Source organism: Aeromicrobium sp. 636, assembly GCF_024433585.1.
Taxonomy (GTDB): Bacteria; Actinomycetota; Actinomycetes; order Propionibacteriales; family Nocardioidaceae; genus Aeromicrobium; species Aeromicrobium senzhongii.
The window spans coordinates 342,804-366,719 of sequence record NZ_WNJU01000001.1; the positions used below are offsets into that span (position 1 = coordinate 342,804).

25 protein-coding genes are annotated in these 23,916 nt (G+C 69.4%); 16 read left to right on the forward strand and 9 right to left on the reverse strand.

Features of this window, described 5'->3' with window-relative positions; translation table 11 throughout:
- Nucleotides 1–9 precede the first annotated feature (9 nt).
- The 10 genes from GL325_RS01640 (at nt 10) to GL325_RS01685 (ending at nt 9,881) form a co-directional block, all read left to right on the forward strand.
- Nucleotides 10–204, forward strand: a complete 195-nt coding sequence (locus GL325_RS01640; RefSeq protein WP_154594943.1) for a ubiquitin-like protein Pup — start codon at nt 10–12, stop codon at nt 202–204.
- Nucleotides 204–1,016 (forward strand): proteasome subunit beta, encoded by an 813-nt coding sequence (gene prcB, locus GL325_RS01645; protein ID WP_187768994.1) that lies wholly within the window; start codon nt 204–206, stop codon nt 1,014–1,016. Before GL325_RS01640 ends, prcB begins: the two co-directional genes overlap by 1 nt.
- Nucleotides 1,017–1,026: 10 nt before the next feature.
- Nucleotides 1,027–1,719: a proteasome subunit alpha gene (prcA, locus tag GL325_RS01650; protein ID WP_154594944.1), complete on the forward strand. Its 693-nt coding sequence runs from the start codon at nt 1,027–1,029 to the stop codon at nt 1,717–1,719.
- Between the two features lie 73 nt (nt 1,720–1,792).
- On the forward strand, nt 1,793–3,154 hold the full coding sequence (gene pafA, locus GL325_RS01655; RefSeq protein WP_154594945.1) for a Pup--protein ligase: 1,362 nt from the start codon (nt 1,793–1,795) through the stop codon (nt 3,152–3,154).
- Between the two features lie 96 nt (nt 3,155–3,250).
- Nucleotides 3,251–4,132, forward strand: coding sequence for an FKBP-type peptidyl-prolyl cis-trans isomerase (locus GL325_RS01660; RefSeq protein WP_187768391.1), 882 nt, complete (start codon nt 3,251–3,253; stop codon nt 4,130–4,132).
- Between the two features lie 10 nt (nt 4,133–4,142).
- Entirely contained in the window at nt 4,143–5,099 is a 957-nt protein-coding gene (locus GL325_RS01665) for a YafY family protein (RefSeq protein WP_154594947.1), read from the forward strand.
- Nucleotides 5,096–6,058 carry a YafY family protein gene (locus GL325_RS01670; RefSeq protein WP_187768392.1) on the forward strand — a complete coding sequence of 321 codons (963 nt, stop codon included), beginning with the start codon at nt 5,096–5,098 and terminating at the stop codon, nt 6,056–6,058. Before GL325_RS01665 ends, GL325_RS01670 begins: the two co-directional genes overlap by 4 nt.
- A 10-nt stretch (nt 6,059–6,068) precedes the next feature.
- Nucleotides 6,069–6,293, forward strand: a complete 225-nt coding sequence (gene tatA, locus GL325_RS01675; protein WP_255499288.1) for a twin-arginine translocase TatA/TatE family subunit — start codon at nt 6,069–6,071, stop codon at nt 6,291–6,293.
- Between the two features lie 5 nt (nt 6,294–6,298).
- Nucleotides 6,299–7,141 (forward strand): twin-arginine translocase subunit TatC, encoded by an 843-nt coding sequence (gene tatC, locus GL325_RS01680; protein WP_255467010.1) that lies wholly within the window; start codon nt 6,299–6,301, stop codon nt 7,139–7,141.
- A 19-nt stretch (nt 7,142–7,160) separates the two neighbouring features.
- Complete coding sequence (locus GL325_RS01685) at nt 7,161–9,881, forward strand: RNA helicase (RefSeq protein WP_187768394.1); 2,721 nt, start codon at nt 7,161–7,163, stop codon at nt 9,879–9,881.
- On the opposite strand, the gene GL325_RS01690 is transcribed toward GL325_RS01685, so the two are convergent.
- Nucleotides 9,871–10,770: a 5'-3' exonuclease gene (locus GL325_RS01690; protein ID WP_187768395.1), complete on the reverse strand. Its 900-nt coding sequence runs from the start codon at nt 10,768–10,770 to the stop codon at nt 9,871–9,873. The genes GL325_RS01685 and GL325_RS01690 overlap by 11 nt on opposite strands.
- A gap of 73 nt (nt 10,771–10,843) precedes the next feature.
- On the reverse strand, nt 10,844–12,406 hold the full coding sequence (locus GL325_RS01695) for a M28 family metallopeptidase (protein WP_187768396.1): 1,563 nt from the start codon (nt 12,404–12,406) through the stop codon (nt 10,844–10,846).
- An 83-nt stretch (nt 12,407–12,489) separates the two neighbouring features.
- Here GL325_RS01695 and GL325_RS15865 point away from each other — a divergent pair, with 83 nt between their 5' ends.
- From GL325_RS15865 to GL325_RS01710, 3 genes are read left to right on the forward strand one after another with little or no spacing between them, the layout of a single operon-like run.
- The gene (locus GL325_RS15865; RefSeq protein ID WP_187768397.1) at nt 12,490–13,569 is read left to right on the forward strand and encodes a Xaa-Pro peptidase family protein; all 1,080 of its coding nucleotides are present in this window, start codon (nt 12,490–12,492) and stop codon (nt 13,567–13,569) included.
- A complete protein-coding gene (gene lnt / locus GL325_RS01705; RefSeq protein ID WP_154594953.1) occupies nt 13,566–15,023 on the forward strand; it encodes an apolipoprotein N-acyltransferase in 1,458 nt (485 codons plus the stop codon). The genes GL325_RS15865 and lnt overlap by 4 nt, the downstream gene beginning before the upstream one ends.
- Nucleotides 15,020–15,745 (forward strand): polyprenol monophosphomannose synthase, encoded by a 726-nt coding sequence (locus GL325_RS01710; protein WP_187768398.1) that lies wholly within the window; start codon nt 15,020–15,022, stop codon nt 15,743–15,745. Before lnt ends, GL325_RS01710 begins: the two co-directional genes overlap by 4 nt.
- Here the strand turns inward: GL325_RS01710 and GL325_RS01715 are convergent.
- The 5 genes from GL325_RS01715 to GL325_RS01735 form a co-directional block, all read right to left on the reverse strand.
- Nucleotides 15,735–16,124: an RNA polymerase-binding protein RbpA gene (locus GL325_RS01715; RefSeq protein ID WP_154594955.1), complete on the reverse strand. Its 390-nt coding sequence runs from the start codon at nt 16,122–16,124 to the stop codon at nt 15,735–15,737. The genes GL325_RS01710 and GL325_RS01715 overlap by 11 nt on opposite strands.
- Before the next feature lie 83 nt (nt 16,125–16,207).
- Nucleotides 16,208–17,554: an MFS transporter gene (locus tag GL325_RS01720; RefSeq protein WP_187768399.1), complete on the reverse strand. Its 1,347-nt coding sequence runs from the start codon at nt 17,552–17,554 to the stop codon at nt 16,208–16,210.
- The gene (locus tag GL325_RS01725; protein WP_187768400.1) at nt 17,551–18,312 is read right to left on the reverse strand and encodes a glycerophosphodiester phosphodiesterase family protein; all 762 of its coding nucleotides are present in this window, start codon (nt 18,310–18,312) and stop codon (nt 17,551–17,553) included. Before GL325_RS01725 ends, GL325_RS01720 begins: the two co-directional genes overlap by 4 nt.
- 40 nt (nt 18,313–18,352) lie before the next feature.
- A complete protein-coding gene (locus GL325_RS01730; protein WP_187768401.1) occupies nt 18,353–19,891 on the reverse strand; it encodes a UDP-N-acetylglucosamine 1-carboxyvinyltransferase in 1,539 nt (512 codons plus the stop codon).
- 78 nt (nt 19,892–19,969) lie between these two features.
- Entirely contained in the window at nt 19,970–20,608 is a 639-nt protein-coding gene (locus GL325_RS01735) for an MBL fold metallo-hydrolase (protein ID WP_154594958.1), read from the reverse strand.
- A 26-nt stretch (nt 20,609–20,634) separates the two neighbouring features.
- Between GL325_RS01735 and GL325_RS01740 the strand changes: the two genes are divergently transcribed.
- The 3 genes from GL325_RS01740 to GL325_RS01750 are packed head-to-tail and all read left to right on the forward strand — an operon-like array spanning nt 20,635 to nt 22,955.
- Entirely contained in the window at nt 20,635–21,126 is a 492-nt protein-coding gene (locus GL325_RS01740) for a phosphoribosyltransferase (RefSeq protein ID WP_154594959.1), read from the forward strand.
- 10 nt (nt 21,127–21,136) lie between these two features.
- A complete protein-coding gene (locus tag GL325_RS01745; RefSeq protein WP_187768402.1) occupies nt 21,137–22,279 on the forward strand; it encodes a serine hydrolase in 1,143 nt (380 codons plus the stop codon).
- A 55-nt stretch (nt 22,280–22,334) separates the two neighbouring features.
- Nucleotides 22,335–22,955, forward strand: coding sequence for an alpha-ketoglutarate-dependent dioxygenase AlkB (locus tag GL325_RS01750; RefSeq protein WP_187768403.1), 621 nt, complete (start codon nt 22,335–22,337; stop codon nt 22,953–22,955).
- Here GL325_RS01750 and GL325_RS01755 read toward each other — a convergent pair.
- Both GL325_RS01755 and GL325_RS01760 read right to left on the reverse strand, forming a co-directional pair.
- Nucleotides 22,921–23,331, reverse strand: a complete 411-nt coding sequence (locus GL325_RS01755; RefSeq protein ID WP_154594962.1) for a MauE/DoxX family redox-associated membrane protein — start codon at nt 23,329–23,331, stop codon at nt 22,921–22,923. The two genes, GL325_RS01750 and GL325_RS01755, sit on opposite strands and share 35 nt — an antisense overlap.
- Nucleotides 23,328–23,864 carry a GNAT family N-acetyltransferase gene (locus GL325_RS01760; RefSeq protein WP_187768404.1) on the reverse strand — a complete coding sequence of 179 codons (537 nt, stop codon included), beginning with the start codon at nt 23,862–23,864 and terminating at the stop codon, nt 23,328–23,330. The genes GL325_RS01755 and GL325_RS01760 overlap by 4 nt, the downstream gene beginning before the upstream one ends.
- Nucleotides 23,865–23,916 lie beyond the last annotated feature (52 nt).

The following is a 23,916-nucleotide window of genomic DNA, read 5'->3' on the forward strand; positions in this document are numbered from 1 at the left end:
GGTGTGATCATGGCCGAGCAACAGCACCGGAGCACGCGCAAGAGCGACGTCGACGACGAGCAGGTCGAGGCGCCCGAGGTCGACACCGAGCGCAAGGAGAAGCTCGACGACGACGTCGACTCCATCCTCGACGAGATCGACGACGTCCTCGAGGAGAACGCGGAGGAGTTCGTCCGCAGCTTCGTCCAGAAGGGCGGCCAGTGATGCTCGATGGAGGCTTCCGCGCCGTCGGATCCTCCTCGTTCACCGAGTTCCTCGCCACCCAGGCACCCGATCTGTTGCCGAACGCCTCCGGAGGGTCCGTGACCGGTCTCGACGTGACGCACGGGACGACCATCGTCGCCGCGACGTTCGACGGCGGAGTCGTCATGGGCGGCGATCGCCGCGCCACGATGGGCAACGTCATCGCCCAGCGCGACATCCAGAAGGTCTTCCCGACCGACGAGTTCAGCTGTGTCGGCATCGCCGGCACCGCGGGCATCGCCGTCGAGATGACCCGCTTGTTCCAGGTCGAACTCGAGCACTACGAGAAGATCGAGGGCATCACGCTCTCGACCGATGGCAAGGCCAACCGTCTCGCGACGCTCATCCGCGGCAACCTCGGCATGGCCATGCAGGGCCTGGCGGTCGTGCCGCTCTTCGCGGCCTACGACCTCGAGCAGCAGTGCGGCCGCATCTTCGCCTTCGACGTCACGGGCAACAAGAACGAGGAGCGGACCTTCCACTCGGTCGGCTCCGGCTCCACGTTCGCCCGCGGCTCGCTGAAGAAGCTGTACCGCGCCGGCATGAGCGAGTCCGACGCCGTCACGGCCGTCATCCAGGCGCTCTACGACGCTGCCGACGACGACACCGCCACGGGCGGCCCCGACCTGACGCGTCGGATCTTCCCCCTGATCTCGGTCATCACGCGCGACGGGTACCGGGCCTGGGACGAGTCCAGGACCGCCGCCGTCGCCGACGCCGTGATCGGCGGCCGCATGCAGTCGCCCGACGGCCCGTCCGCCCCGCTGACCTAGGAGCGCCCCCATGACCACCCCCTTCTACGTCTCGCCCGAGCAGCTGATGAAGGACCGGGCGGACTTCGCCCGCAAGGGCATCGCCCGGGGCCGCTCCGTCGCGGTCGTCCGCTACGCCGACGGCATCGTCTTCGTCGCCGAGAACCCCTCGCGTGCGCTGCACAAGATCAGCGAGATCTACGACCGCATCGGCTTCGCCGCGGTCGGTCGGTACAACGAGTTCGAGAACCTGCGCATCGCGGGCGTGCGCCTGGCCGACATGCGCGGATACTCCTACGACCGCAGCGACGTCACCGGACGCGGCCTGGCCAACGCCTACGCCCAGACCCTCGGCACGATCTTCTCCAGCGGCGGCGAGAAGCCCTACGAGGTCGAGATCTTCGTCGCCGAGGTCGGGACGACGCCCGAGACCGACCAGATCTACCGCCTCACGTACGACGGCTCCGTCGCGGACATCCCGAGCTACGGCGTCATGGGCGGCCAGAGCGACAAGGTCGAGGAGTACCTGAGCACCCACTACACGCCGGAGCTGCCGCTGGCGGATGCGCTGCGGCTCGCCCTGACCGCGTTGGGCAACGACACCGAGCCGGCCCGCACGATCGCTCCGGGCGACCTCGAGGTGGCGGTCCTGGACCGCACCCGCAGCCAGCCGCGGAAGTTCAAGCGACTGACTGAGGCACGGGTCGCCGAGCTGCTCGGCTGACCGCGCGGGCGCGGGCGTCCCGCCCGTGACCTGCGTCACGTGCGCCTGGCGCTCACGGGTCTAGGCTGGCGACATGGACCGGCGGATCTTCGGAATCGAGAACGAGTACGGCGTGACCTGCTCGTTCCGTGGGCAGCGCCGTCTGTCGCCGGACGAGGTGGCGCGCTACCTGTTCCGGCGCGTCGTGTCGTGGGGACGCAGCAGCAACGTCTTCCTGCGCAACGGTGCGCGGCTGTACTTGGACGTGGGCAGCCACCCCGAGTACGCGACGCCCGAGTGCGACGACATCGTCGACCTGGTCACGCACGACCGGGCGGGGGAGCGGATCCTCGAAGGGCTCATGCTCGATGCCCAGGACCGGCTCGCCGAGGACGGCGTCGAGGGCGACATCTACCTGTTCAAGAACAACACCGACTCCGCCGGCAACTCCTACGGCTGCCACGAGAACTACCTCGTGGGCCGCAGCGGCGAGTTCAGCAAGCTCGCCGATGTCCTGATCCCGTTCCTGGTGTCCCGCCAGATCATCGTCGGCGCCGGGAAGGTGCAGCAGACGCCCCGCGGCACGGTGTTCAGCGTCAGCCAGCGCGCCGAGCACATCTGGGAGGGGGTCTCCAGCGCCACGACTCGGTCGCGGCCCATCATCAACACGCGCGACGAGCCGCATGCCGACGCCGAGCGCTTCCGCCGTCTGCACGTCATCGTCGGCGACTCGAACATGAGTGAGACGACCACGATGCTGAAGGTCGCCACGACCGATCTCGTGCTCAAGATGATCGAGGCGGGCGTCGCGATGCGCGACCTGACCCTGGAGAACCCGATCCGGGCCATCCGCGAGATCTCGCACGACATGACCGGCCGCCGGAAGGTCCAGTTGGCCAACGGGCGCGAGCTGTCCGCGCTGGAGATCCAGGCCGAGTACTTCGCAAAGGCGGCTGAGTACATCGACCGCAACGGGCTCCGCACACCGACGATCGACCGGACGATGGACCTGTGGGAGCGCACGCTCAAGGCGGTCGAGAGCGAGGACCTGAGCCTGGTCGAGCGCGAGATCGACTGGGTCATCAAGTACCGGATGCTCGATCGCTACCGGACGCAACGCGGGCTGTCGTGGTCCGATCCGCGGATCGCCCAGCTCGATCTGGCCTACCACGACATCCGCCGCGACCGGGGCCTGTTCTACCTCCTCGAGAGCAAGGGCGCGGTCGCACGGGTCACGAACGACCTGGACGTGTTCGCCGCCAAGTCGGTCCCGCCGCAGACGACGCGGGCCCGCTTGCGGGGTGACTTCATCGCGCGGGCGCAGGAACGACGCCGCGACTTCACGGTCGACTGGGTGCACCTGAAGCTCAACGACCAGGCCCAACGCACGGTGCTGTGCAAGGACCCGTTCCGGTCCCAGGACGACCGCGTGCAGCGCCTCATCGACTCGATGTGACCTCTCAGTTCTTCCTTGGAATCGGCCGTTACTGTGGGCACGGCATCGATCCTCAGGAGGAACCTCATCGTGCGTCGTACCGCTCTCGTGGTTGCCATGACCACCGCATCCATCGTCCTCACCGGCTGCGGCGGCGGCAATGACCTCGAGGGGATCGAGGTGAGCAAGTCCGGTACGCCGAAGGTGAAGGTCGAGAAGGACTACACGACCGACAAGACCGAGTCGAAGGTCGTCTCCAAGGGCGGCGGCGAGGAAATCGCGGCCGGCGACACGATCAAGATCAACTACGTCGCCGTGAACGGCCGTACCGGCAAGGAGTTCGACAACTCCTTCAAGAACGAGACGCCGATGACGCTGACGCTCAACGAGAAGACGGCGCTGCCGGGCTTCTACAAGGGCCTCGTCGGCCAGGACGTCGGTTCGCGCGTGCTGGTGTCCGTTCCCTCCGAGGATGGCGCGTCGCTGTTGCAGAGCGTCGAGTCCCTCGGCCTCGAGAAGGACGACACGATGGTCTTCCTCTTCGACCTGGTCGCCAAGATCCCGCCGAAGGCCGAGGGCAAGGCCGTCAAGGCGCCGGCCTCGGTGCCGAAGCTGACGTACGGCAAGGACCAGCAGCCGGTCAAGTTCGCCACGACGAAGAAGACCGCGACCAAGCTCACGAAGTCCGCGTCGCACGTCCTGATCAAGGGCGCCGGCGACCCGATCGAGAAGGGCGCCACGCTGAGCGTCCAGTACGTCGGCCAGAAGTACCCCGCCGGTGACGTCTTCGACGAGTCCTGGTCCACGGGGCCGCGCCAGATCTCGATCGCCGAGGGCTCGGCCGTTCCCTGCCTCACCGACCTCGTGCCCGGGCACACCGTCGGCAGCCGGATCGTCGTGACCTGCACCACCGACGACGCCTACGGCAAGGACGCCAAGAAGAACGGTCAGCCCGAGGGCCCGCTGATCTTCGTCCTGGACCTGCTCGACGCCAGCTAGTCTGTCGCTCATGGCGCAGCGGAAGACCGAGCGGTTGATGAACCTCGTCTTCACCCTCCTGGCGACGAACCAGTACCTGACGAAGGACCAGATCAGGTCGTCCATCGCGGAGTACCGCGAGGACACGGACGTGGCGTTCGAGCGCAAGTTCGAGCGTGACAAGCAGGAGCTGCGCGACCTCGGCCTCGAGATCGAGACCGGCACCTACGACGCGCTCGGCGGTGTGCCGGGGTACCGCCTCCTGCGAGCCGACGTCGAGCTGCCGCAGATCGACCTGACGGTCGAGGAGGCCGCCGTGATCGGTCTGGCGGGTCAGCTGTGGGATCACGCCGGCATGGCCGCCGAGACCACGACCGCCCTGGCCAAGCTCAAGGCCATCGGCAACGACTTCGACCCGTCGGTGCTGCGCATGACCGAGGCGCGGCTGAGCGCCGAGGAGCCGTCCTTCGACGCGGTCTTCGACGCCACCGGCCGCCGCATGCCGATCGCCTTCGAGTACCGCCGTCCCGACGGCGAGACGACGGTGCGGCACCTGGAGCCGTGGGGCATGACCTCGTTCCGCGAGCGTTGGTACGTCGGCGGCTTCGACCGCGACCGCCGGCGCCCGCGTCTGTTCCGGCTGTCGCGCATCGTCGGAGACGTCAAGCCCGACGGTGAGCCGGGGGAGTACGAGGTCCCCGCGGACGCCGACCTGAAGAAGGTCGCCCGCGCCCTCCACCCGCCCGAGCCGACCGCGTCCGCCGTGCTGCGGGTGACCGCAGGCCGTGGCCAGTCCCTGCGGCGCTACGCGGTGCGGATCGACCCGGTCGACGGCACGACCGACGAGGTCGAGATCGCCTACGCAGCGCTGGACGACCTCGCGGCCGAGGTGGCCTCGTACGGCCCCGACGTGGTCGTCGTGTCGCCGCCGGAGCTGCGGGATGCCGTCATCGACCGACTTCGTTCGATCGCGGAGGCCCACGCGTGAACCCGTCCCTGAAGCAGGTCGTCCGCATGCTGGCGATGGTCCCGTACCTGCAGAGCAACCAGGGGATCCCGCTGGCCGACCTGGCGCGCGAGTTCAACATCAAGCCGGCACAGGCGCAGCGTGAGCTCGAGATCATGATGCTCACCGGCTGGGGCGAGTTCCACGGCGAGCTCATCGACTTCGACGTCACCGCCCTGCAGGACGAGGGAGTCGTCTACATCCGCGACGCCGAGTTCATGTCCCGGCCCCTGCGCGTCTCGCGCAGCGAGGCCGCGGCGCTCATGGTCGCGTTGCGCACCCTGCGTCAGTCGGCGGCCGGCGACCAGGCTGCCCTCATCGACTCGGCGCTGGCCAAGCTCGCCGAGGCCGCAGGCACCGACGTCGACACGTCCGTCGACGTGTTGCTGCCCGAGGTCGACCCGGACGTGCAGACCGCCGTCGCCGAGGCCCTGGCCGGCCAGCGCCAGCTGCAGATGGTCTACGCCAACGAGACGCGCGACGAGCAGACCGAGCGCACCGTCGACCCGCACCGCGCGTTCACCCAGGACGGCCATCGCTACCTGTCCGCCTGGTGCCACAAGGTCGAGGCCGACCGACTCTTCCGGGTCGACCGGATCGTCGCCGCCACGGTGCTCGACGCGCCGGTCACGACCAAGGCCGGTCACCGCACGCGCCTGGAGGATCTCTTCCCCCAGGGCCCGGACACGCCGTCGATCGTGGTCGAGATCGAGCCCAGCGCCGTCTGGGTGCTCGAGCAGTACCGCATGGACGTCCTGCAGGAGCGCCCCGACGGCTCCGTCCGCGCGCGACTGTTCGGCAGCGACCCCTCGTGGCTGCGTCGCGTCGTGATGCGCGCGGGTGGCGGCGTGCACGTGGTGGAGCCGGCCGGTTTCGCCGCGGAGGTACGGGATGCCGCCCGCTCAGCGCTGGCCGCGTACGATGGAACAAGTTCCGTCTAAGGAGTTCCCCATGTTAAACGGCATCGGCGCCACCGAGATCCTCATCATCCTGGGGATCGTCCTGCTGCTGTTCGGCGGCCGCAAGCTGCCCGAGCTCGCCCGCGGCTCCGGCCGTGCGCTGCGCATCTTCAAGTCCGAGATCCGCGAGAGCGAGCACGAGGAGAAGAAGGCCGATCCCACCGCTCGGGCCATCGATCCCGCCGCTGTCGAGCGCCGCGACGACCAGACTCCCTGACCGGGGTGGTCATCGGATTCGGGGCGGCGCGCCGCCGTCCGGGACCCGGCGGCGAGATGCCGCTGCTCGATCACCTCGCGGAGTTGCGCTCGCGGCTGGTGAAGGCGCTCGCCGCGATCGCCCTCGGCGTGGGCGTGGCGTGGTACTTCTACCCGGAGATCCTCGAGTGGCTGACCGCTCCCTATGAGCAGGTGCGCCCCGCGCTCGAGGCCAAGGACATCGACACCGAGCTGGTCGTCAGCGGGATCGGCGGGGCGTTCCAGTTCCAGCTCAAGACCAGCGTCCTCGCGGGCCTGGTGCTCTCGAGCCCCGTGTGGATGTGGCAGCTGTGGGCGTTCGTCCTGCCGGCCCTGCACCGGAACGAGAAGCGCGCCGCCCTCCTGCTCACGGCGACCTGCCTGCCGTTGTTCCTCGGCGGCGCCTGGGTCGGCTACTGGACGTTCCCCAAGGCGATCGAGCTGCTGGTCGGCTTCGCCCCCGAAGGGTGGACGAACCTGCTCAACGGCGCCGACTACCTGAGCTTCGCGACGCGGATGATCATCCTGTTCGGAGTCGGCGCGCAGATCCCCGTCGTGGTGGTGATCCTGAACCGCATCGGCGCGGTGAGCGGTGCCCAGTTGATCCGGGCCCGACCGTGGATCATCGTCGGCATCTTCGTCTTCGCGGCGGTCGCGACGCCCACCGTCGACCCCGTGACGTTCCTGTTCCTGGCGATCCCGATGAGCGTCCTGTACTTCGTCTCCGAGATCATCGCCCGGGTCACCGACCGACGGCGCGGACGGGCCACGCAGGCGTGGGGCGACGAGGAGGCCTCGCCGCTGGAGGCGCCTGAAGGCCTCGGTGACTGATCCTCCGTAGGCTGGAGGCATGTCCACCCCGGCCGAGCAGTACGCCCGATTCCGCAAGGACCGCCAGCACCCCCACGTCGCGGCCTTCCGAGACCTCTACCCCTTCGGCCTCGACGAGTTCCAGGTCCGGGCGTGCGAGGCGCTCGAGGACGGGCACGGCGTCCTCGTCGCGGCCCCCACGGGCTCGGGCAAGACCCTGGTCGGCGAGTTCGCCGTGCACCTGTCCCTGGCCACCGGGCGCAAGTGTTTCTACACCACCCCGATCAAGGCGCTGTCGAACCAGAAGTTCAGTGACTTCGCCGATCGGTACGGCGCCGAGAACGTCGGCCTGCTGACCGGCGACAACACCATCAACGGTGAGGCCCCGATCGTCGTCATGACGACCGAGGTGCTGCGCAACATGATCTACGCGGGCTCCTCGACGCTGAAGAACCTGGGCCATGTCGTGATGGACGAGGTGCACTACCTCGCCGACCGCTTCCGCGGCGCGGTGTGGGAGGAGGTCATCATCGGCCTACCTCCCTCGGTGTCGATCGTCTCGCTCTCGGCGACCGTCTCGAACGTCGAGGAGTTCGGCGCCTGGCTGCACGAGGTGCGCGGCGAGACCGACACGATCGTCGAGGAGAAGCGGCCCGTTCCGCTGCACCAGCACGTCCTGGTCGGCCGCAAGATGTTCGACCTGTTCGAGCCGAACAGCACCGAGGTCAACCACACCCTCGAGCAGATGGCCCGCGACGACGCGCAGTGGAACCGGGCGTTCGCCAAGAACCGTTCGCGCCGCCCCCAGAAGGGCGGCCGACGGCCGCGCAGTCGCCACCGCACGCCGGACCGCATCGATATCGTCCTCAAGCTCGAGTCCGAGGGCATGCTGCCGGCGATCGTCTTCATCTTCAGCCGCGCGGGCTGTGCCACCGCCGTCGAGCAGTGTCTGGCGGCCCGCCTGATCCTCACCTCGCAGGAGGAGCGCGAGGCCATCCACGCCCACGTCGACGCCGCCTGCGCCCACCTGCCCGAGGAGGACCTGGCGGTTCTCGGCTTCCACGAGTTCCGTGAGGGGATCGGGCGCGGCATCGCGGCGCACCACGCCGGCATGCTGCCGACCTTCAAGGAGTGCGTCGAGGACCTCTTCAGCGCCGGCCTGGTCAAGGTCGTCTTCGCCACCGAGACCCTGGCCCTGGGCATCAACATGCCCGCCCGCTCCGTGGTGATCGACCGGCTGACGAAGTGGAACGGCGAGAACCACGTGGACGTCACGCCGGGGGAGTACACCCAGCTGACCGGCCGCGCCGGCCGCCGCGGGATCGATGTCGAGGGCCATGGCGTCGTGCTGTGGCAACCGGGGCTGGACGCGCGGCACGTGGCCGGCCTGGCATCGACGCGCACGTATCCGCTCAACTCGTCCTTCCGGCCCTCGTACAACATGGCGGTCAACCTGGTGCACCAGGTGGGTCGCGAGCGCGCCCGCGAGCTGCTGGAGATGTCCTTCGCACAGTTCCAGGCCGACCGCGCCGTGGTCGGGCTGGCCCGCAAGGTCCGCAAGGCGGACGAGGCGATCGAGGCCTACCGCGAGTCCGCGACCTGCGAGCAGGGCGACTTCATGGAGTACATGAGCCTGCGTCGCCAGCTCAGCGACATCGAGTCGGCGGGCTCGAAATCGCGCCGTGCCGCCAAGCGCGAGGAGGCGCTCGAGTCGCTGGGCCGGCTGAAGCGTGGCGACGTCATCAACGTCCCGGCGGGCAAGTTCTCGGGACTGGCGATCGTGCTCGATCCCGACGCCGGCAACCGCGACGGGCCCCGCCCGATGGTCCTGACGGCGAACCGGCACGCGCGACGACTGGCCGCCGTCGACTTCCCGAGCCCGGTCGAGCCGTTGACGCAGATGCGCATCCCCAAGACCTTCAACCCGCGGGACCCGCAGTCGCGGCGCGACCTCGCGTCGGCGCTGCGTGACCGCGCCGGACACCTGGCGGACCACCCGCGGGCGTACCGGGACGGTCCGACGGTCGAGGACCCGAGGATCGCCGAGCTGCGGCGCCAGATGCGCGACCACCCGTGCCACGGCTGTCCCGACCGCGAGTCGCACGCCCGCTGGGCCGAGCGCATGATCGCGCTGGACCGCGAGACCGAGAGCATGCGCCGCCGTGTCGAACAGCGCACCAACAGCGTCGCGCGCCAGTTCGACCGGGTGTGCGTCGTGCTGGACGCGCTCGGTTACCTCGAGGGCGACGACGTCACCGAGGAGGGTCGCCGCCTGCAGCGCATCTACGGCGAGTCGGACCTCATCGTCAGCGAGTCGCTGCGCATCGACGTCTGGGAAGGGCTGTCGCCCGCGGAGTTCGCCGCGGTCGCCAGCGGCCTGACCTACACCGCGCGCAACTCCGATGATGCGCCGCCGCCCCGGTTCCCGACAAAGGCCGTCGCCCAGGCGGCGGAGTCCCTCGGGATGCTCTGGCTGGAGCTGGACCAGTTGGAGCGCGAGCACCGGCTGAAGTTCCTGCGCCGGCCGGACTTCGGCTTCGCGTACGCGGTCTGGATGTGGTGCGAGGGCACGAGTCTGGACCTGGTGCTGGGCACCGCCGAGATGGCGGCCGGGGACTTCGTGCGGGCGATGAAGCAGCTGATCGACACCGTGGCCCAGATCGCCGACGCGGCCGGACCGGGTCCGGTGCGCGACTCGGCGCGTGCGGCCCTGGACGAGTTGCGGACCGGTGTGGTCGCCTACTCCAGCGTCACGTCCTGACGGACTCCAGCAGCCGCTCGACGGGGCCCGCGACGTTCCACTGCTCGCCGAAGGCGCGCAGGCCGTCGACGTCGATCGCGCCGGCCACGGGATCGGCGAGGTCAAGATCGGGTCGTACCGTGACGACCTTGACCGCCGCATCGATGTAGTCGGCCGAGTCCAGCAGCGACTGGCGGATCCGCGGGCGCAGCGAGGACTCGGGGTCCGCAGCCGCCGCGCGGATCCCGGCCAGGTCGCCGAACTCGCCCAGCAGCGTTGCGGCGGTCTTGTCCCCGATCCCCGCGACGCCCGGCAGACCGTCGGACGCGTCGCCGCGCATGACCGCGAAGTCGACGTACTGGCTCGGCTCGATGCCGTACTTGTCGCGGACCCATGCCGCATCGACGACGTCGTGCTTGCTGACGCCCCGGGCGGTGTAGAGGATGCGGACGTCGCGCGCGTCGTCGACCAGTTGGAACAGGTCGCGGTCGCCCGTGACGACGTCGACGCCGGTGTCCCACCGCCGCACGAGGGTGCCGATCACGTCGTCGGCCTCGGCATCGGGCGCACCGACGACCGTGGCCCCGGCCAGGGCGAGGACCTCGGCGATGAGGGGCACCTGGTGCGCCAACAGGTCCGGCGTCTCCTCGATGCCGGCCTCGGCGTCGGCCACCCGGTGCGTCTTGTACGTGTCGAGGAGCTCGACGCGCCACGCCGGACGCCAGTCGTCGTCCCACGCCGCCACGACCACCTCGGGCTCGTAGCGCGACTGCAACGTCGCCAGGAAGTCGACGATGCCGCGCACCGCGTTGACCGGGCGGCCGTCGGCGGCCTTGATCGAGTCCGGCACGCCGTAGAACGCGCGGAAGTAGAGGCTGGCCGTGTCGAGCAGGAGCAGTCGCGAGGACATGGCGCCATGATGGCACGCCCGGACATGCGTCGTCCCCGCCACCGCGAGCGGTGACGGGGACGAGCGCGGGTGATCAGCGAGCGGCGCCCGCGTGACCGTGGGCCTTGCCATGAGCCTTGGCCAAGGCCTTGCCCGTGATCTTCTTGGCGGCCTTGCGGCTGCCGTCGGGGTACAGGCCCGACTTCGACAGACCCAGGCTGGCCACCGCGAAGGCGGCGGCGTCGCCCAACTCGTTCAGCGCCTTCACGCTGATGTTGGTCGTGTCGTCGCAGGCCTGGTGGTAGCACGGGTCGTAGGCGACACCGGCGGTGCCGCCGTACAGCTCGACCTGCTCGGGCGTCTTGACACCCTCAGCACCGCTGAACAGTCCACCGGCCGGGATCCCGACCGCGATGAACGGACCGTAGTCGGACCGGCCGTCGAACGCCGTCGGCTCGCTGGCGAGCCTCTTGCTGTCGAAGTAGTCCGTGAAGATCTTCTCGATCTCACCGGACCCGGCCGGGCCGGCCTCGCCGTCGGAGCCGTCACCGTCGTAGACGAACCGCGCGTAGTTCGGCGAGCCGATCATGTCGAAGTTCAGGTTCGCGTAGATCTCCGAGAGCTCGTCGGAATCGAGGCTGGCGACGTAGTGCTCCGAACCGAGCAGGCCCAGTTCCTCCGCGCCCCAGAAGGCGAAGCGGACCGGACGCTGGAGCTTCTTGTCCAGGCCCGTCTTGGAGAGCTGCTTGGCGATCTCCAGCGTGCCGGCGGAGCCGGAGCCGTTGTCGTTGATGCCCGGGCCCTCCGTGACGCTGTCGAGGTGCGAGCCGACGACCACGACCTGGTCGTCGTTCTTGATCTTCTTGAGCTTGGACTTCGGCAGGTCCGCGATGACGTTCCACGTCGTGCGGTCCAGGTCGGCCTCGACCTCGGTCGTGAGCGTGCCCGTGGGCGTGCCGGCCGCCACGAAGGCGGCGCCCTGCTCGTAGGTGACGCCCGTGACGGGGACGTCCTGCGGAACGCCGAGGGTGCCGGCGATGATGTCGGTGCGTCCCGGCTGACCCTCGTTGAAGACGATGACGGCGTCGTAGCCGGCGGCCACCGCGTTCTGGACCTTGACCGCGAATTCGCACGTGCCGCGCTGGACGAGCGCGATCGCGGGCTCGGCGGGCGCGGCGTCGAAGTCGGCGGCCTCACAACCGGAGTTGCTGCTTCCCGCCTCGGCGCCGGGCGGGACCTGGACGTCGTTCGTCGGAACGATGGGTCCGGTCACGCTGCCACTGCCGGAGTACGTGAAGATCGAGTTCTCGATCGTCGCGCCCCCGCTCGTGAGCACCGTGGGGCTGAGCTCCTGGAAGAACGGGAAGGTGAACGCCTGCTTCGTGACGTCGTACCCGGACCGCTCGAGCTCGCGGGTGACGTAGTTGACGGACGCCTCGTATCCCGGCAGTCCCGACGCACGGTTCCCGCCGTTCGCGTTGGCGATCGACTGGAACTGGCGCAGGTGCTTGAGAATTCCGTTGACGGTGACGGCTTCGGTCAGCTTGGTGGTCTGACCCTTCGGTGCCGCCGGACCCGGCTTCGCTTCCGCGGGTGACGCGGTCACGAGGCCGGCGGTGAGGACCGCCGTGGATACGGCGATGACTGCCTTCTTCATGGATCCCCCGATCCTGTGGGTGTGTTGAGAGATACGCCCTACGCTCACACATCCGATCGGGTTCCGCCAGATAGCCTCGTGGTGTGACCGAACGCCTTGATCGTGCCCGCATCCTGTCCAGCCAGAACGGCGTCGACGCCCTGCTCGTGACTCCCGGGGCGGATCTGCGGTATCTGACCGGCTATGCGGCCAAGCCGCTGGAGCGGCTGACCTGTCTCGTGGTGACCCAGCTGGGCAGTCACCTGGTGGTCCCCGGACTCGAGCGATCCGCGGCCGAGGCCGCGGGCGTGTCGATGCCCATCGTCACCTGGGACGAGCTCGACGACCCCTTCGCGATCGTCGCCCACCTGGTCGGTGACGCCGACGTCGTGGCCGTCGACGACCAGATGTGGGCATCGCGCGTGTTCGCCCTGCAGGAGGCGCTGCCCGAGGCCAGCCTCGTGCTGGGCGGCCAGCTCGTGTCGGCCCTGCGCGCGGTCAAGGACGACGAGGAGGTGCAGGCGCTGCGTGACGCCGGGGCCGCGATCGACCGGGTCCACGCACGGATGGGGGAATGGCTGCGCCCGGGCCGCACCGAGCGCGAGGTCGGTGCCGACATCGCCCGCGCGATCGTCGAGGAGGGCCACGAGCAGGTCGACTTCGTCATCGTCGGCTCCGGGCCGAACGGCGCGTCGCCGCACCACGAGGTCTCCGACCGCGTGATCGGCGCCGGGGAGCCCGTGGTCGTCGACATCGGCGGCACGAACGCCGCCGGGTACTGCTCGGACTCCACCCGCAACTACGTCGCGGGCGGCGAGCCCGATCCGGGCTACATCGCCATGTTCGAGGTGCTGAAGCAGGCCCAGCAGGCCCAGCGCGAGTACGCGCGACCCGGCGTGACGGCCGAGTCGGTGGACGCGATCGGCCGGCAGATCATCGCCGACGCCGGGTACGGCGACCGCTTCATCCACCGCACCGGTCACGGGATCGGCCAGGAGACGCACGAGGAGCCCTACATCGTCGAGGGCAACCGGACGGTGTTGGAGCCGGGCATGGCCTTCTCCATCGAGCCGGGCATCTACGTCGAGGGTCAGTGGGGTGCGCGCATCGAGGACATCGTCGTGTGCACGCAGGACGGTCTCGAGGTGCTCAACAACACCCCGCGCGATCTCGTTCGCCTGTGAGACAGGTCCTCGCGGCCGCCCTGCTCGGTGCCGCGTCCGCCGCGGCCTTCGAGCCGCTCGCCGTCCCGGGACTGATGGTCCTGACGCTGGCCGGCTACTTCGCCGTCGTCCGGACGCTGCGCGACGCGTCCGTGTGGCGGGTACTGGCCACCGGCCTGGTGTTCGGGCTGGCCTTCATGGGGCCGCTGATCTGGTGGATGAACGCTGTCGACCCGTGGGCCTGGGTGGCCCTCGTGTCCATCGAGGCGCTGTTCCTCGCCGTCATCACGTGGGCACTCCGCGCGGCCGTGTGGGCTCCGTTCTGGCCCGTCTGGGCCGCGGCCGTCTGGGTCGCCGGTGAGCAGTTGCGGGGCGCCTTCCCGCTGAGCGGGTTCCCCTGGGGCCGGCTGGCCCACACGGCGCTGGACACGCCCCTGGAGGGCTGGGTGCGTCTTGTGGCGCTGCCCGCCACGTCGTGGCTGATGGCGGTGGTCGCGGGACTGCTCGTGGTGGCCGTCAAGGATCGCCGGCTCACTGCCCTGGCAGCCGCGATCGCCATCCCCGCGATCGGGCTCGTCCTGCCCGTGGGGATCGCCGACGGGGGAGAGTCCCGCACCGTCGCGGTGGTGCAGGGCAACACGCCCGGACCCTTCCTGCAGTGGCCGCGTGCCGAGATCTTCCGTCTCCACCTGGCCGAGACCGAGCGCATCGACCGGCCGGTCGACATCGTGATCTGGCCCGAGAACGGCTCCGACCTCGACGTGATCAAGAACCCCTGGGCGCGTCAGGAGCTGATGGAGCTGTCGGCGCGCCTCGACGCACCCATCCTCGTGGGCGCCCTGCTGGACGGCCCGCGCGAGGACACCGCGTACAACGCCTCGGTCCTGATCGACGAGAACGGTCCCCGCGACGACGTGTACCTCAAGCAGTACCCGGTGCCCTACGGCGAGTACGTGCCGTTCCGCGACCAGCTGGGGTCGATCGTCCCGCGGTTCGACCGCGACATCCCGCGCGACATCCTCGCCGGTGACGAGCCCGGCGTCATGACGCTCGACGACCTGGCCATCGGGCTGACGATCTGCTGGGACATCGCCTACGACGGAGCCGTCCACGGTGCCGTCGAGCGGGGCGCCGAGATCCTCGCCGTTCAGACCAGCAACGCCAGCTTCATGGACTTCGGACGCGGCGTGCAGCCCCAGCAGCAGTGGGCGATCTCGCGCCTGCGGGCGATCGAGACAGGGCGCTGGGTGACGGTCGCATCGACCAACGGCATCACCGGCATCGTCGACCCGAGCGGTCGCGTCGAGGGCCGGGCCGAGCCGAAGGAGCCGGCGACCGTGATCGCCGAGGTCCAGGCCGCGCAGGGCACCACCCCGGCCACCGAGTGGGGGCCCCGATGGGCGGTGGTGATCTACGTCATGTCCGTGGCAGGATGGGCCCTCGGTAAACGGAAGTTACGACTGGAGCGGCCATGAAGACGTTGATCATCATCCCGACCTACAACGAGGCGGACAACGTCGGTTGGATCTGTCAGGGCGTGCTCCAGGCGCAGCCCGACGTCGAGATCCTGGTCGCCGACGACAACTCGCCCGACGGCACGGGTGAGATCGCCGACAAGCTCGCGGTCGACGATCCCCGCATCCACGTCCTGCACCGGCAGGGCAAGGAAGGGCTCGGCGCCGCGTACCGCGCCGGCTTCGCGTGGGGCCTGGACCGTGGCTACGACGTGCTGGTCGAGATGGACGCCGACGGCTCCCATCGTCCCGAGGACCTCGGCAAGCTCCTGGACTCGGCCCGGTCGGGCGTGCCGCTGACGCTCGGGTCGCGGTGGGTGCCCGGCGGCTCGGTCGTCAACTGGCCCAAGCGGCGCGAGGCCCTCTCGCGGGGGGCGTCGCTCTACGCCCGCCTCATGCTGAACCTCGGTGTCAAGGACGCCACGGCGGGCTTCCGGGCCTTCCGCCGCGAGACGCTCGAGGCGATCGACCTCGACGCGGTCGAGTCGCAGGGGTACTGCTTCCAGATCGACATGACGCGCCAGACCCGGCTCGCCGGCCTCGAGGTCGCCGAGGTTCCCGTGACGTTCGTCGAACGGGTGCACGGTCAGTCGAAGATGAGCCTCGACATCGTGAAAGAGGCCCTCACACGGGTCACCGTGTGGGGCCTCCAGCGGATGAATCCGTTCGCCGCTAGGCGCTGACGGACTTCTTCCGCGACTTGCTCTTGCGGTGCAGGTGCGGGGGGCCGATCTCGCCACCACGCAGCATCTCCAGCCGCTCGGTCAAGATCTCCTCGAGCTCGGCCTCGGAACGACGCTCCAGGAGCATGTCCCAGTGCGTGCGCACGGCCTTCTCCTCCTTGCGGTCCGGCTCGGCTCCGCCGACCCGGCGTCCCATCTGACCGGTCTTCGGATCTTCCCACTCGGCCGGAACCTCGGCCTCGTCGGACATCGTCACGGTGAAGGTGTGGCCGTCGGCGCACACGTACTCGATCTGCTGTCGCGGCGCCATCTCGACTCCGCGCTCGTCCTCGAAGCTCTGGGCTCCCAGCCGCGCTCCGCGCAAGGCTCGTTCTGCCATTGTCGGTCCCCCTTCTGAAGGTCTCCGTCCGTTCCAACGTACGCCAATCTCGTGAGATTCCCCTGAGAGCGGCTTTTCGGAACTCAGCCCACGATGGCCCGGGCGCGATCCTCGACGTGCCGGGGGACTCGCAGCAGCAGGAGCAGTCCGATCGCCAGAATCACCATGATCCCGGCGATTCCCCAGCGGTCGGTGTCGGTGCCCAGGACGAGGTTGCCCGCCCAGATGGTGAGGGCGAACATCAGCGGCGCCATGAACGAGACGGCGCGTCCGGTCATGGCGTAGAGCCCGAAGTTCTGACCCTCGCGGCCCGGTGTCGTGATGCGGGTCAGGTACGTCCTCGAGGCCGACTGGGCGGGGCCGACGAACAGGCACAGGCCCAGCCCGAAGATCCAGAACATGCGGGGGCCGTCGACGAACAGCAGCACGGTGCCGCACACGATCATCGAGACCAGCGAGAACACGATGACCGCACGCGGCCCGATCGAGTCGTCCCACCGTCCCGCGAGGAGAGCGCCGGCGGCCGAGATGACGTTGGCGGCCACGCCGAAGAGGATCACGTCGTCCTTGTCGATCGAGTAGACCGACACGGCCAGGACGGCACCGTACGCGAAGACGCCGGCGAGTCCGTCACGGAAGAACGCGCTGGCGATGAGGAACTTCAGCGTGGACCGGTCCTCGCGCCACATCTGCGTGATGTCGTTCCAGACGCCCCGGTAGGAGTCGGCGATGCCGACCTTGGGGGCGTCGTCGTTCGCGGTGGCGGGCAGCTCGGGCACCTTGAGGAACAGCGGGATGGCGAAGAGCAGGAACCAGCCGGCCGCCAGCGGCGCGATGAGCCGGATGTTGAGGCCGTTCTCGGTGGACACGCCCAGGAAGCCCCGGGTGTCGCCGCTCCCGGCGACGAAGCCGAAGTAACAGATGAGCAGCAGGACGATGCCGCCGAAGTAGCCCATCGCCCAGCCGAATCCGGAGACCCGGCCCACGTCGTCGGGGGTCGAGACCTGTCGGAGCATCGCGAAGTACGGCACCTGCGTGAGCTCGAAGATCACGGACCCGGCGGCCAGGAGGACCAGTCCCAGCCACAGGAAGTGCCAGTCGCTCTCGACGAAGAACAGGGACGCGGTGATGACCACGACCGCGAGGGTGAGCCAGAACAGCGTCTTCTTTCGGGCGCCCCCGGCATCGGCCCGCCGACCCAGGACGGGCGCCAGGACGGCGATGAGCACCGCTCCGGCGGCGCTGGAGAGGCCCAGCCACGTGCTGGCACGGAACGGCCCGGGTACGTCGTCGCCGACGCCCTCGACGAGGTACACCGAGAAGATGAACGTCACGATCACGGCGTTGAAGGCGGCCGAGCCCCAGTCCCACAGCCCCCACGCGATGACGCGTCCTCGGTTGCGCTCGGTAGCGACGAGCTCGTGGGTCATGCGGGTTCCTTCCACTGGCCTCGGTCCTGCAGCACGGACTTGAGCACGTCCGTGCGGTCGGTCATGATCCCGTCGACTCCCAACTCGGCGAGACGGTGCATCTCCTGCGGGTCGTCCACCGTCCAGACGTGCACGTGCTTTCCGGCGCGGTGCGCCCGGCGCAGGAAGCCCGGCGTCGTGATGCGGGCGTACCCGTGCCGGACGGGGACCTGGAAGATCAGGGGAGCGGCCGGCACCCGCCGGGTCAGCACCATCTGGGCGACCTCGCGCGACGAGGCGGAGGTGACGACCTGGGGATGGCGGGCGCGCATGCGGACGAGGCGTGCGTGCGAGAACGACGCGAGGCAGATCCGGTCGAGGATGCCGAGTCGCTCGACCAGGTCGGTGGTGGCGTCGACCGCGTCGTCGGCCTTCACGTCGATGTTCCAGCGGGCGTCGGGGAGCGCCTCCACGAGCGTCTCGAGCCGGACGATCGGCTCACGGTCGCCGAGCAGAGCCCTGTCGATCGTGGCCGAGTCGAGGTCGGCGATCGCGTCCTCGGTCCCCAGGAGGCGGTCAAGCTTCTCGTCGTGGCACGCATAGACCACCCCGTCGCGGCTGCAGCGCACGTCGGTCTCCAGGTACCGATAGCCCTGCTCGTAGGCGTGGGTGAACGCGGCCAGGGAGTTCTCGATCCCGAGATTCACCTCGACCTTGGCGCCTCCGCGGTGGGCGAAGGCGATGGGCGGCGGGTGCTCGAGGTACGGCGGTGTCCTCACGCGACCAACCTAGGCCACGGCAGGCCCGCCGCCGTGGAACTCAGATGTCGCGGAAGGTCTCGATCTCGGCACCGAGGGCGTTCAGCCGCAGGGCCAGGTCCTCGTAGCCGCGGTTGATCACGTAGACGCTGCGCAGCACGGAGGTGCCCTTGGCCGCGAGCATCGCGATCAGGATCACCACGGCGGGCCGCAGCGCCGGCGGGCAGACCAGTTCGGCACCGCTCCAGCGGGTGGGTCCCTCGATCAGGACCCGGTGCGGATCGAGCAGCTTCACCTGGGCGCCGAGCTTGTTCAGCTCGGTCAGGTAGATCGCCCGGTTCTCGTAGACCCAGTCGTGCAGCATCGTCTGACCCTCGGCCTGCGCCGCGATGACGGCGAAGAACGGGAGGTTGTCGATGTTGAGGCCCGGGAACGGCATCGGGTGGATCTTGTCGATCGGCGCGCGCAGCTTCGACGGGTGCGTCGTGATGTCGACGAGGCGCGTCTGACCGTTCTCGGCGAGGTATTCCTCGGAGCGGTCGTAGCGGAAGCCCATCTCCTCGAGCAGTGCCAGCTCGATCTCCATGAACTCGATCGGGACGCGGCGCACGGTGATGTTCGAGTCGGTGACGATCGCGGCGGTGATGAGGCTCATCGCCTCGATCGGGTCCTCACTGGGCGCGTAGTCGACGTCGCCGCGGATCTCGCGCTTGCCGGTGACGCGCAGCGTGGTGGTGCCGATGCCCTCGATCTCGACGCCGAGCTTCTCGAGGAAGAAGCACAGGTCCTGGACCATGTAGTTGGGGCTGGCGTTGCGGATGACGGTGACGCCCTCGTTCCGAGCCGCGGCCAGCAGCGCGTTCTCGGTGACGGTGTCGCCGCGCTCGGTCAGGACGATGGGCCGCTCCGGCACGACGCCGCGGGCGGCGGAGGCGTGGTAGCTGCCCTCCGTGGCCAGGACCTTGAGTCCGAAGGGGCGCAGGGCGGTCATGTGCGGCTCGACCGTGCGGGTACCGAGGTCGCATCCACCGGCGTACGGCAGGTCGAACTCCTCCATGCGGTGCATCAGCGGGCCGAGGAACATGATGATGCTGCGCGTGCGGCGGGCGGCCTCGGCGTCCATCTTGGCCAGGTCGAGGGTCTCGGGGACGACGAGCTCGAGGTCGTTCGCGTCGTTGAGCCACGTGGTGCGGACACCGATGGACTCCAGGACCTCGAGCAGGCGGTTGACCTCCTCGATGCGCGCGACCTTGCGCAGGACCGTGGTGCCGGTGTTCAACAGGGCGGCGCACAACAGCGCGACGCCCGCGTTCTTGCTCGACTTCACGTCGATGCTGCCCGACAACGTGGTGCCGCCCTTGACGCGCAGGTGGCTCGGTCCGGTCGACGTGGCGACGCTGACGAGCTCGGAGTCCAGGGCTGCTCCGATGCGGGCGAGCGTGTCGAGGGTCAGGTTCTGCTGACCCTTCTCGATGCGGTTGATCGCGCTCTGACTGGTCTTCAACTCGGCCGCCAACTGAGCCTGGGTGAGGCCCGAGTGCTGGCGCGCGTCGCGGATCAGGGTGCCGATCCGCGAGAGGTAGGAGTCGTTCTGAGTCATGCACTCCAGCGTATATCAGTTGTGAGATAAAGCCAGTTCCTGCCCGGTGTGGCGGGTGTGAATACCAACACCCCGGCCTCAGGGTCTGAGGGCGCCGTCCTGGGGGAGTCGCTGCAGGTCTTCGACCCCGGCGTGGTTCTGCAACTGCGTCCAATAGATCTGATAGCCGGCCTCGGAGACCGTGCAGTCGTGGATCGGGAACGCCGTCCGGGGGGCGATGGCCCGGACGAAGTCGACGGTCTCGCTGAGCTTCGCCCACGGCGCCGAGAGCGGAAGCGCCAGGATGTCGACCCCGTCCGGGCGGTACTCGTACGTGTCACCGGGGTGGAAGAGGGTCGGCTCGCCCGGCGCCGTGACCAGCACGCCGACATTGCCCACGCGGGGGATGGTCGGGAGGATCTCGGCATGGCGGGAGCCGACGCCGGTCACGGTGACGTCACCGATCTCGAAGGTCGCGTCGCCCGCGGTCGCGTCCCAGCCGTCCAGGGTCGCGGCCGTCTCCGGCTCGGCCAGCAGGCGCGCCGACGGGTTGGCCGCCAGCAGGGGACCGACGCGGTCGCGGTCCAGGTGATCGGGGTGCTGGTGGGTGACGATGATCGCGTCGAGCCCGGTCAGCTCGAAGGTGGCGGCGGTGCTGAAGTTGCCCGGATCGATGAGGATGCGGGTGCCGGCGACCTCCACGAGCACGGCGGCGTGACCGAATCGAGTGACGTCCATGCTCGTCATCGTGCCACGATGGGCCCATGGACGAGCGCGAGATCCTGACCTGGCAGACCTACGGTACGGCAATCCGCGAGCTTGCCCAGACCGTGGCGGACTCCGGTTTCCGGCCCGACATCGTGCTCGGCATCGCCCGAGGCGGGCTCATTCCCGCCGGCTCGGTCGCCTACGCGCTGGACTGCAAGAACCTGTTCACGATGAACGTCGAGTTCTACACCGGCGTCGGAACGACCCGCGACGAGCCGACCCTGCTGCCTCCGTTCCTCGACCTCGCCGAGCTCGACGACCTCTCGGTCCTGGTGGTCGACGACGTCGCTGACAGCGGCAAGACGCTCGAGCTCGTCGCGCGGATCTGCTGGGAGCACGCCGGCGACGTGCGGTCGGCCGTGATCTTCGAGAAGCCGCGCTCGGTCATCAAGCCGGACTACGTCTGGCGCAAGACCGACCGGTGGATCAACTTCCCGTGGTCCAGCGAAGCCGTCATCACGCCGCGCACCGGCGTCGTCGACGCATGAGGGACCGGACATGACCGCTGTCGACCTCGCCCCGCACCTGCGGGAGGTCGTCGGCCGGATGTCCGTCCCGGGGATGACGTGGGCGGTCGTCAGCGGTCCTCGCCAGACGATCGGCATCGGCTCCGCCGGACCGTTGGGCCGCGACTCGATCTTCCGGATCGCCTCGGTCACCAAGCCGATCGTCGCGGTCCTCACGCTGCGGCTGGCCGAGCGAGGGCTGTTCGTCCTCGACGAGCCGATCGACCGGTGGTTGCCGGAGTTCGCCGACCGAAGAGTGCTCCGCGCCCGTGGCGCCGCCCTCGATGACACGATCCCGGCGGCGCGCCCGACGACGATCCGCGACCTGCTGCAGATGGGCTCGGGGTTCGGCTGGGACATGACGGCGACCGCGACGGATCCGTTGGCCGGCGAGTTCGAGCGCCGCGGCCTGGTCTCGACCTGGAAGCCGCCCGTGGTGCGCCCGGACCGGTGGGCCCAGCTCGCCGGACCGCTGCCGATGGCCCACCAGCCGGGGGAGGGCTGGCTCTACCAGTTCTCCTTCGATCTGCTGGCCGTGTTCCTCGAGCGGGTCACCCGACGGCGACTCGACCTGGTGCTGCGGGACGAGGTGCTCGCTCCGCTCGACATGCACGACACCGGCTATGCGGTCCCGATGAAGAGCGTCGACCGGGTCCCGTCGTCGTGGTTCCCGAACCGCCGCGGCGACTTCGTCGAGGTCGCGCCGATCGCCGACCCGCGGCTGATGAACGTGCCGGTCTTCCGGTCAGCCGCGACGGGGCTGCTGTCGACGGCCGACGACCTCGCGAAGTTCGTCCGCATGCTGCTGCGTGGCGGGCGCGGACCCCGCGGGCCGGTGATCTCCGCGGCGTCGTTCGACACCCTGCGCACCGTCACGCTGGGGGAGTCGGCGCGCGCCATGTCCCACGAGTTCCTGGAGCCCAGCGTCGACTGGGGGCTGGGGGTCGGCGTCGACAACACGGCGCGCTACCCGTCCTCGCATCCCGGTCGCTTCGGCTGGGACGGCGGGACCGGGACCAGCCTGTGGGTCGATCCCGAGGCGGGCGTGGGCGGCGTGCTGCTGACGCGCCAGGGGATGGGTACGCCGGAGCCGCCCGAGTATCTCGACGCGTTCTGGCGAGCCGTCCACGCGTGACACGCCGCGCGGCGTGATCGAACACCTGTTCTGGTTTCGTCGTAGAGTGGCAGTCATGTGGCTCCAAGGATCCTTGCTCGACGGTGACGCCGGGGTGCGCGTCGGTCCGCTCGACGGAGTGCGGCGTCACGAACTCTCCGACGGCGCCTGGGTGGACACACTCCCGGGCTGGGTCACCGGATCCGACGAGCTGTTCGACGTGCTGCGCACCGAGGTCCCGTGGCGCGAGGAGCGCCGTGAGATGTACGAGCGGGTCGTCGACGTCCCGCGACTGCTGTGCTTCTACGGGCCGCGTCGCACGTTGCCCCACCCCGCACTGGAGGAGGCGCGGAACGCCCTCTCGGCGCACTATGCCGACGAGCTCGGCGAGCCGTTCGTCACCGCCGGCCTGTGCTTCTATCGCGACGGCAACGACTCGGTGGCCTGGCACGGCGACCGGATCGGCCGCAGCCGCACGGAGGACACGATGGTCGCGATCCTGTCGCTCGGCGCCGAGCGCAAGCTGAGTCTGCGCCCCGCCGGCGGAGGACCCCAGACCGGATTCAGTCTCGGTCACGGTGACCTGTCGGTCATGGGCGGCAGCTGTCAGCGCACGTGGGAGCACGCGATCTTGAAGACCGCGCGCGCCGTGGGCCCCAGGATCAGCGTGCAGTTCCGCGTTGCCGGCGTTCTCTGACCAGTTGCAGCGCATCGGTCGACCACAGCGCCCACACCACGAGGACGGGCTGGAAGAACAGCCGGATCAGGCGTGAGCGGTCGCTGTCCAGGCCGAACGCGTCCACCCCGTTGAGGTACTGCGAGACGTTGCCGGGGAACACCGCGACGAAGAAGGCCGCGCCGATGAGGCCGACGATCCGCCGCTGCCGCGGCAGGGCCATGAACGCAGCGCCCAGGAGGATCTCGACGACGCCGGACGCCACGACCACGAACTCCTCGTCGAGCGGGATGCTGTTCGGGACCTGGGCGTCGAACTCGTCGCGGGCGAAGGTCAGGTGACCGACTCCCGCGAACGCGAGCATCGCTCCGAGCAGGATCCGACCGATCGTCTTCATGCTCCGACGCTAGGCGAGTCGCCCATGATCCGCTCGAAGAGCACGTGGTCGTGCCATCGGCCGGCGAGACGCAGGTAGTCGCGGGCCACGCCGAACTGCGTGAATCCGTTCTTCTCCAGCACGCGCTGGCTCGACGCGTTGTCGGTGCGGGTGGCCGCCTCGATCCGGTGCAGTCCCAGTCGCAGGAACGCGAGGTTCACCATCTCGCCCACGGCCGCGCTGGCCAACCCGCGTCCCTGGTGCGCCGCGTCGACGTAATAGCCCAGGACACCCTTGAGCGACGGGCCCCGGACGATCTCGTTGAGGTTGATCCGGCCGACGACCTCGTCCTCCGGGCCGATGATGACGCGCGGGAACGAGACACCGTCCTCGTAGCGCCGCAGCGCATCCTGGATGATCGCGCGCTGTCCCTTGGCGCTGAAGTAGACCTCGGGCCGGTTCGGCTCCAGTTCGGCCATCGCCTTGCGGTTCCGGCGCAGGACGTCGGCCAGCGGCTCGGCGTCGGTGGTGGCGACGAGTCGGGTGACGGCCATGGGCCCAGTCTGGCAGCCCCGTGCGCAGGAGGGGAGCGTCTTGACGACGACG

Coding starts and splice junctions, on each gene's coding strand:
- GL325_RS01745 (WP_187768402.1), top strand. CDS start 21,137: ATGACCGCTGTCGACCTCGCCCCGCACCTGCGGGAGGTCGTCGGCCGG.
- GL325_RS01750 (WP_187768403.1), top strand. CDS start 22,335: ATGTGGCTCCAAGGATCCTTGCTCGACGGTGACGCCGGGGTGCGCGTC.
- GL325_RS01730 (WP_187768401.1), bottom strand. CDS start 19,891: ATGACTCAGAACGACTCCTACCTCTCGCGGATCGGCACCCTGATCCGC.
- GL325_RS01760 (WP_187768404.1), bottom strand. CDS start 23,864: ATGGCCGTCACCCGACTCGTCGCCACCACCGACGCCGAGCCGCTGGCC.
- GL325_RS01755 (WP_154594962.1), bottom strand. CDS start 23,331: ATGAAGACGATCGGTCGGATCCTGCTCGGAGCGATGCTCGCGTTCGCG.
- GL325_RS01720 (WP_187768399.1), bottom strand. CDS start 17,554: ATGACCCACGAGCTCGTCGCTACCGAGCGCAACCGAGGACGCGTCATC.
- GL325_RS01735 (WP_154594958.1), bottom strand. CDS start 20,608: ATGGACGTCACTCGATTCGGTCACGCCGCCGTGCTCGTGGAGGTCGCC.
- GL325_RS01685 (WP_187768394.1), top strand. CDS start 7,161: ATGTCCACCCCGGCCGAGCAGTACGCCCGATTCCGCAAGGACCGCCAG.
- GL325_RS01715 (WP_154594955.1), bottom strand. CDS start 16,124: ATGGCAGAACGAGCCTTGCGCGGAGCGCGGCTGGGAGCCCAGAGCTTC.
- GL325_RS01695 (WP_187768396.1), bottom strand. CDS start 12,406: ATGAAGAAGGCAGTCATCGCCGTATCCACGGCGGTCCTCACCGCCGGC.
- GL325_RS01710 (WP_187768398.1), top strand. CDS start 15,020: ATGAAGACGTTGATCATCATCCCGACCTACAACGAGGCGGACAACGTC.
- GL325_RS01690 (WP_187768395.1), bottom strand. CDS start 10,770: ATGTCCTCGCGACTGCTCCTGCTCGACACGGCCAGCCTCTACTTCCGC.
- prcA (WP_154594944.1), top strand. CDS start 1,027: ATGACCACCCCCTTCTACGTCTCGCCCGAGCAGCTGATGAAGGACCGG.
- GL325_RS01665 (WP_154594947.1), top strand. CDS start 4,143: ATGGCGCAGCGGAAGACCGAGCGGTTGATGAACCTCGTCTTCACCCTC.
- pafA (WP_154594945.1), top strand. CDS start 1,793: ATGGACCGGCGGATCTTCGGAATCGAGAACGAGTACGGCGTGACCTGC.
- tatA (WP_255499288.1), top strand. CDS start 6,069: ATGTTAAACGGCATCGGCGCCACCGAGATCCTCATCATCCTGGGGATC.
- GL325_RS01660 (WP_187768391.1), top strand. CDS start 3,251: ATGACCACCGCATCCATCGTCCTCACCGGCTGCGGCGGCGGCAATGAC.
- GL325_RS01640 (WP_154594943.1), top strand. CDS start 10: ATGGCCGAGCAACAGCACCGGAGCACGCGCAAGAGCGACGTCGACGAC.
- prcB (WP_187768994.1), top strand. CDS start 204: ATGCTCGATGGAGGCTTCCGCGCCGTCGGATCCTCCTCGTTCACCGAG.
- GL325_RS01740 (WP_154594959.1), top strand. CDS start 20,635: ATGGACGAGCGCGAGATCCTGACCTGGCAGACCTACGGTACGGCAATC.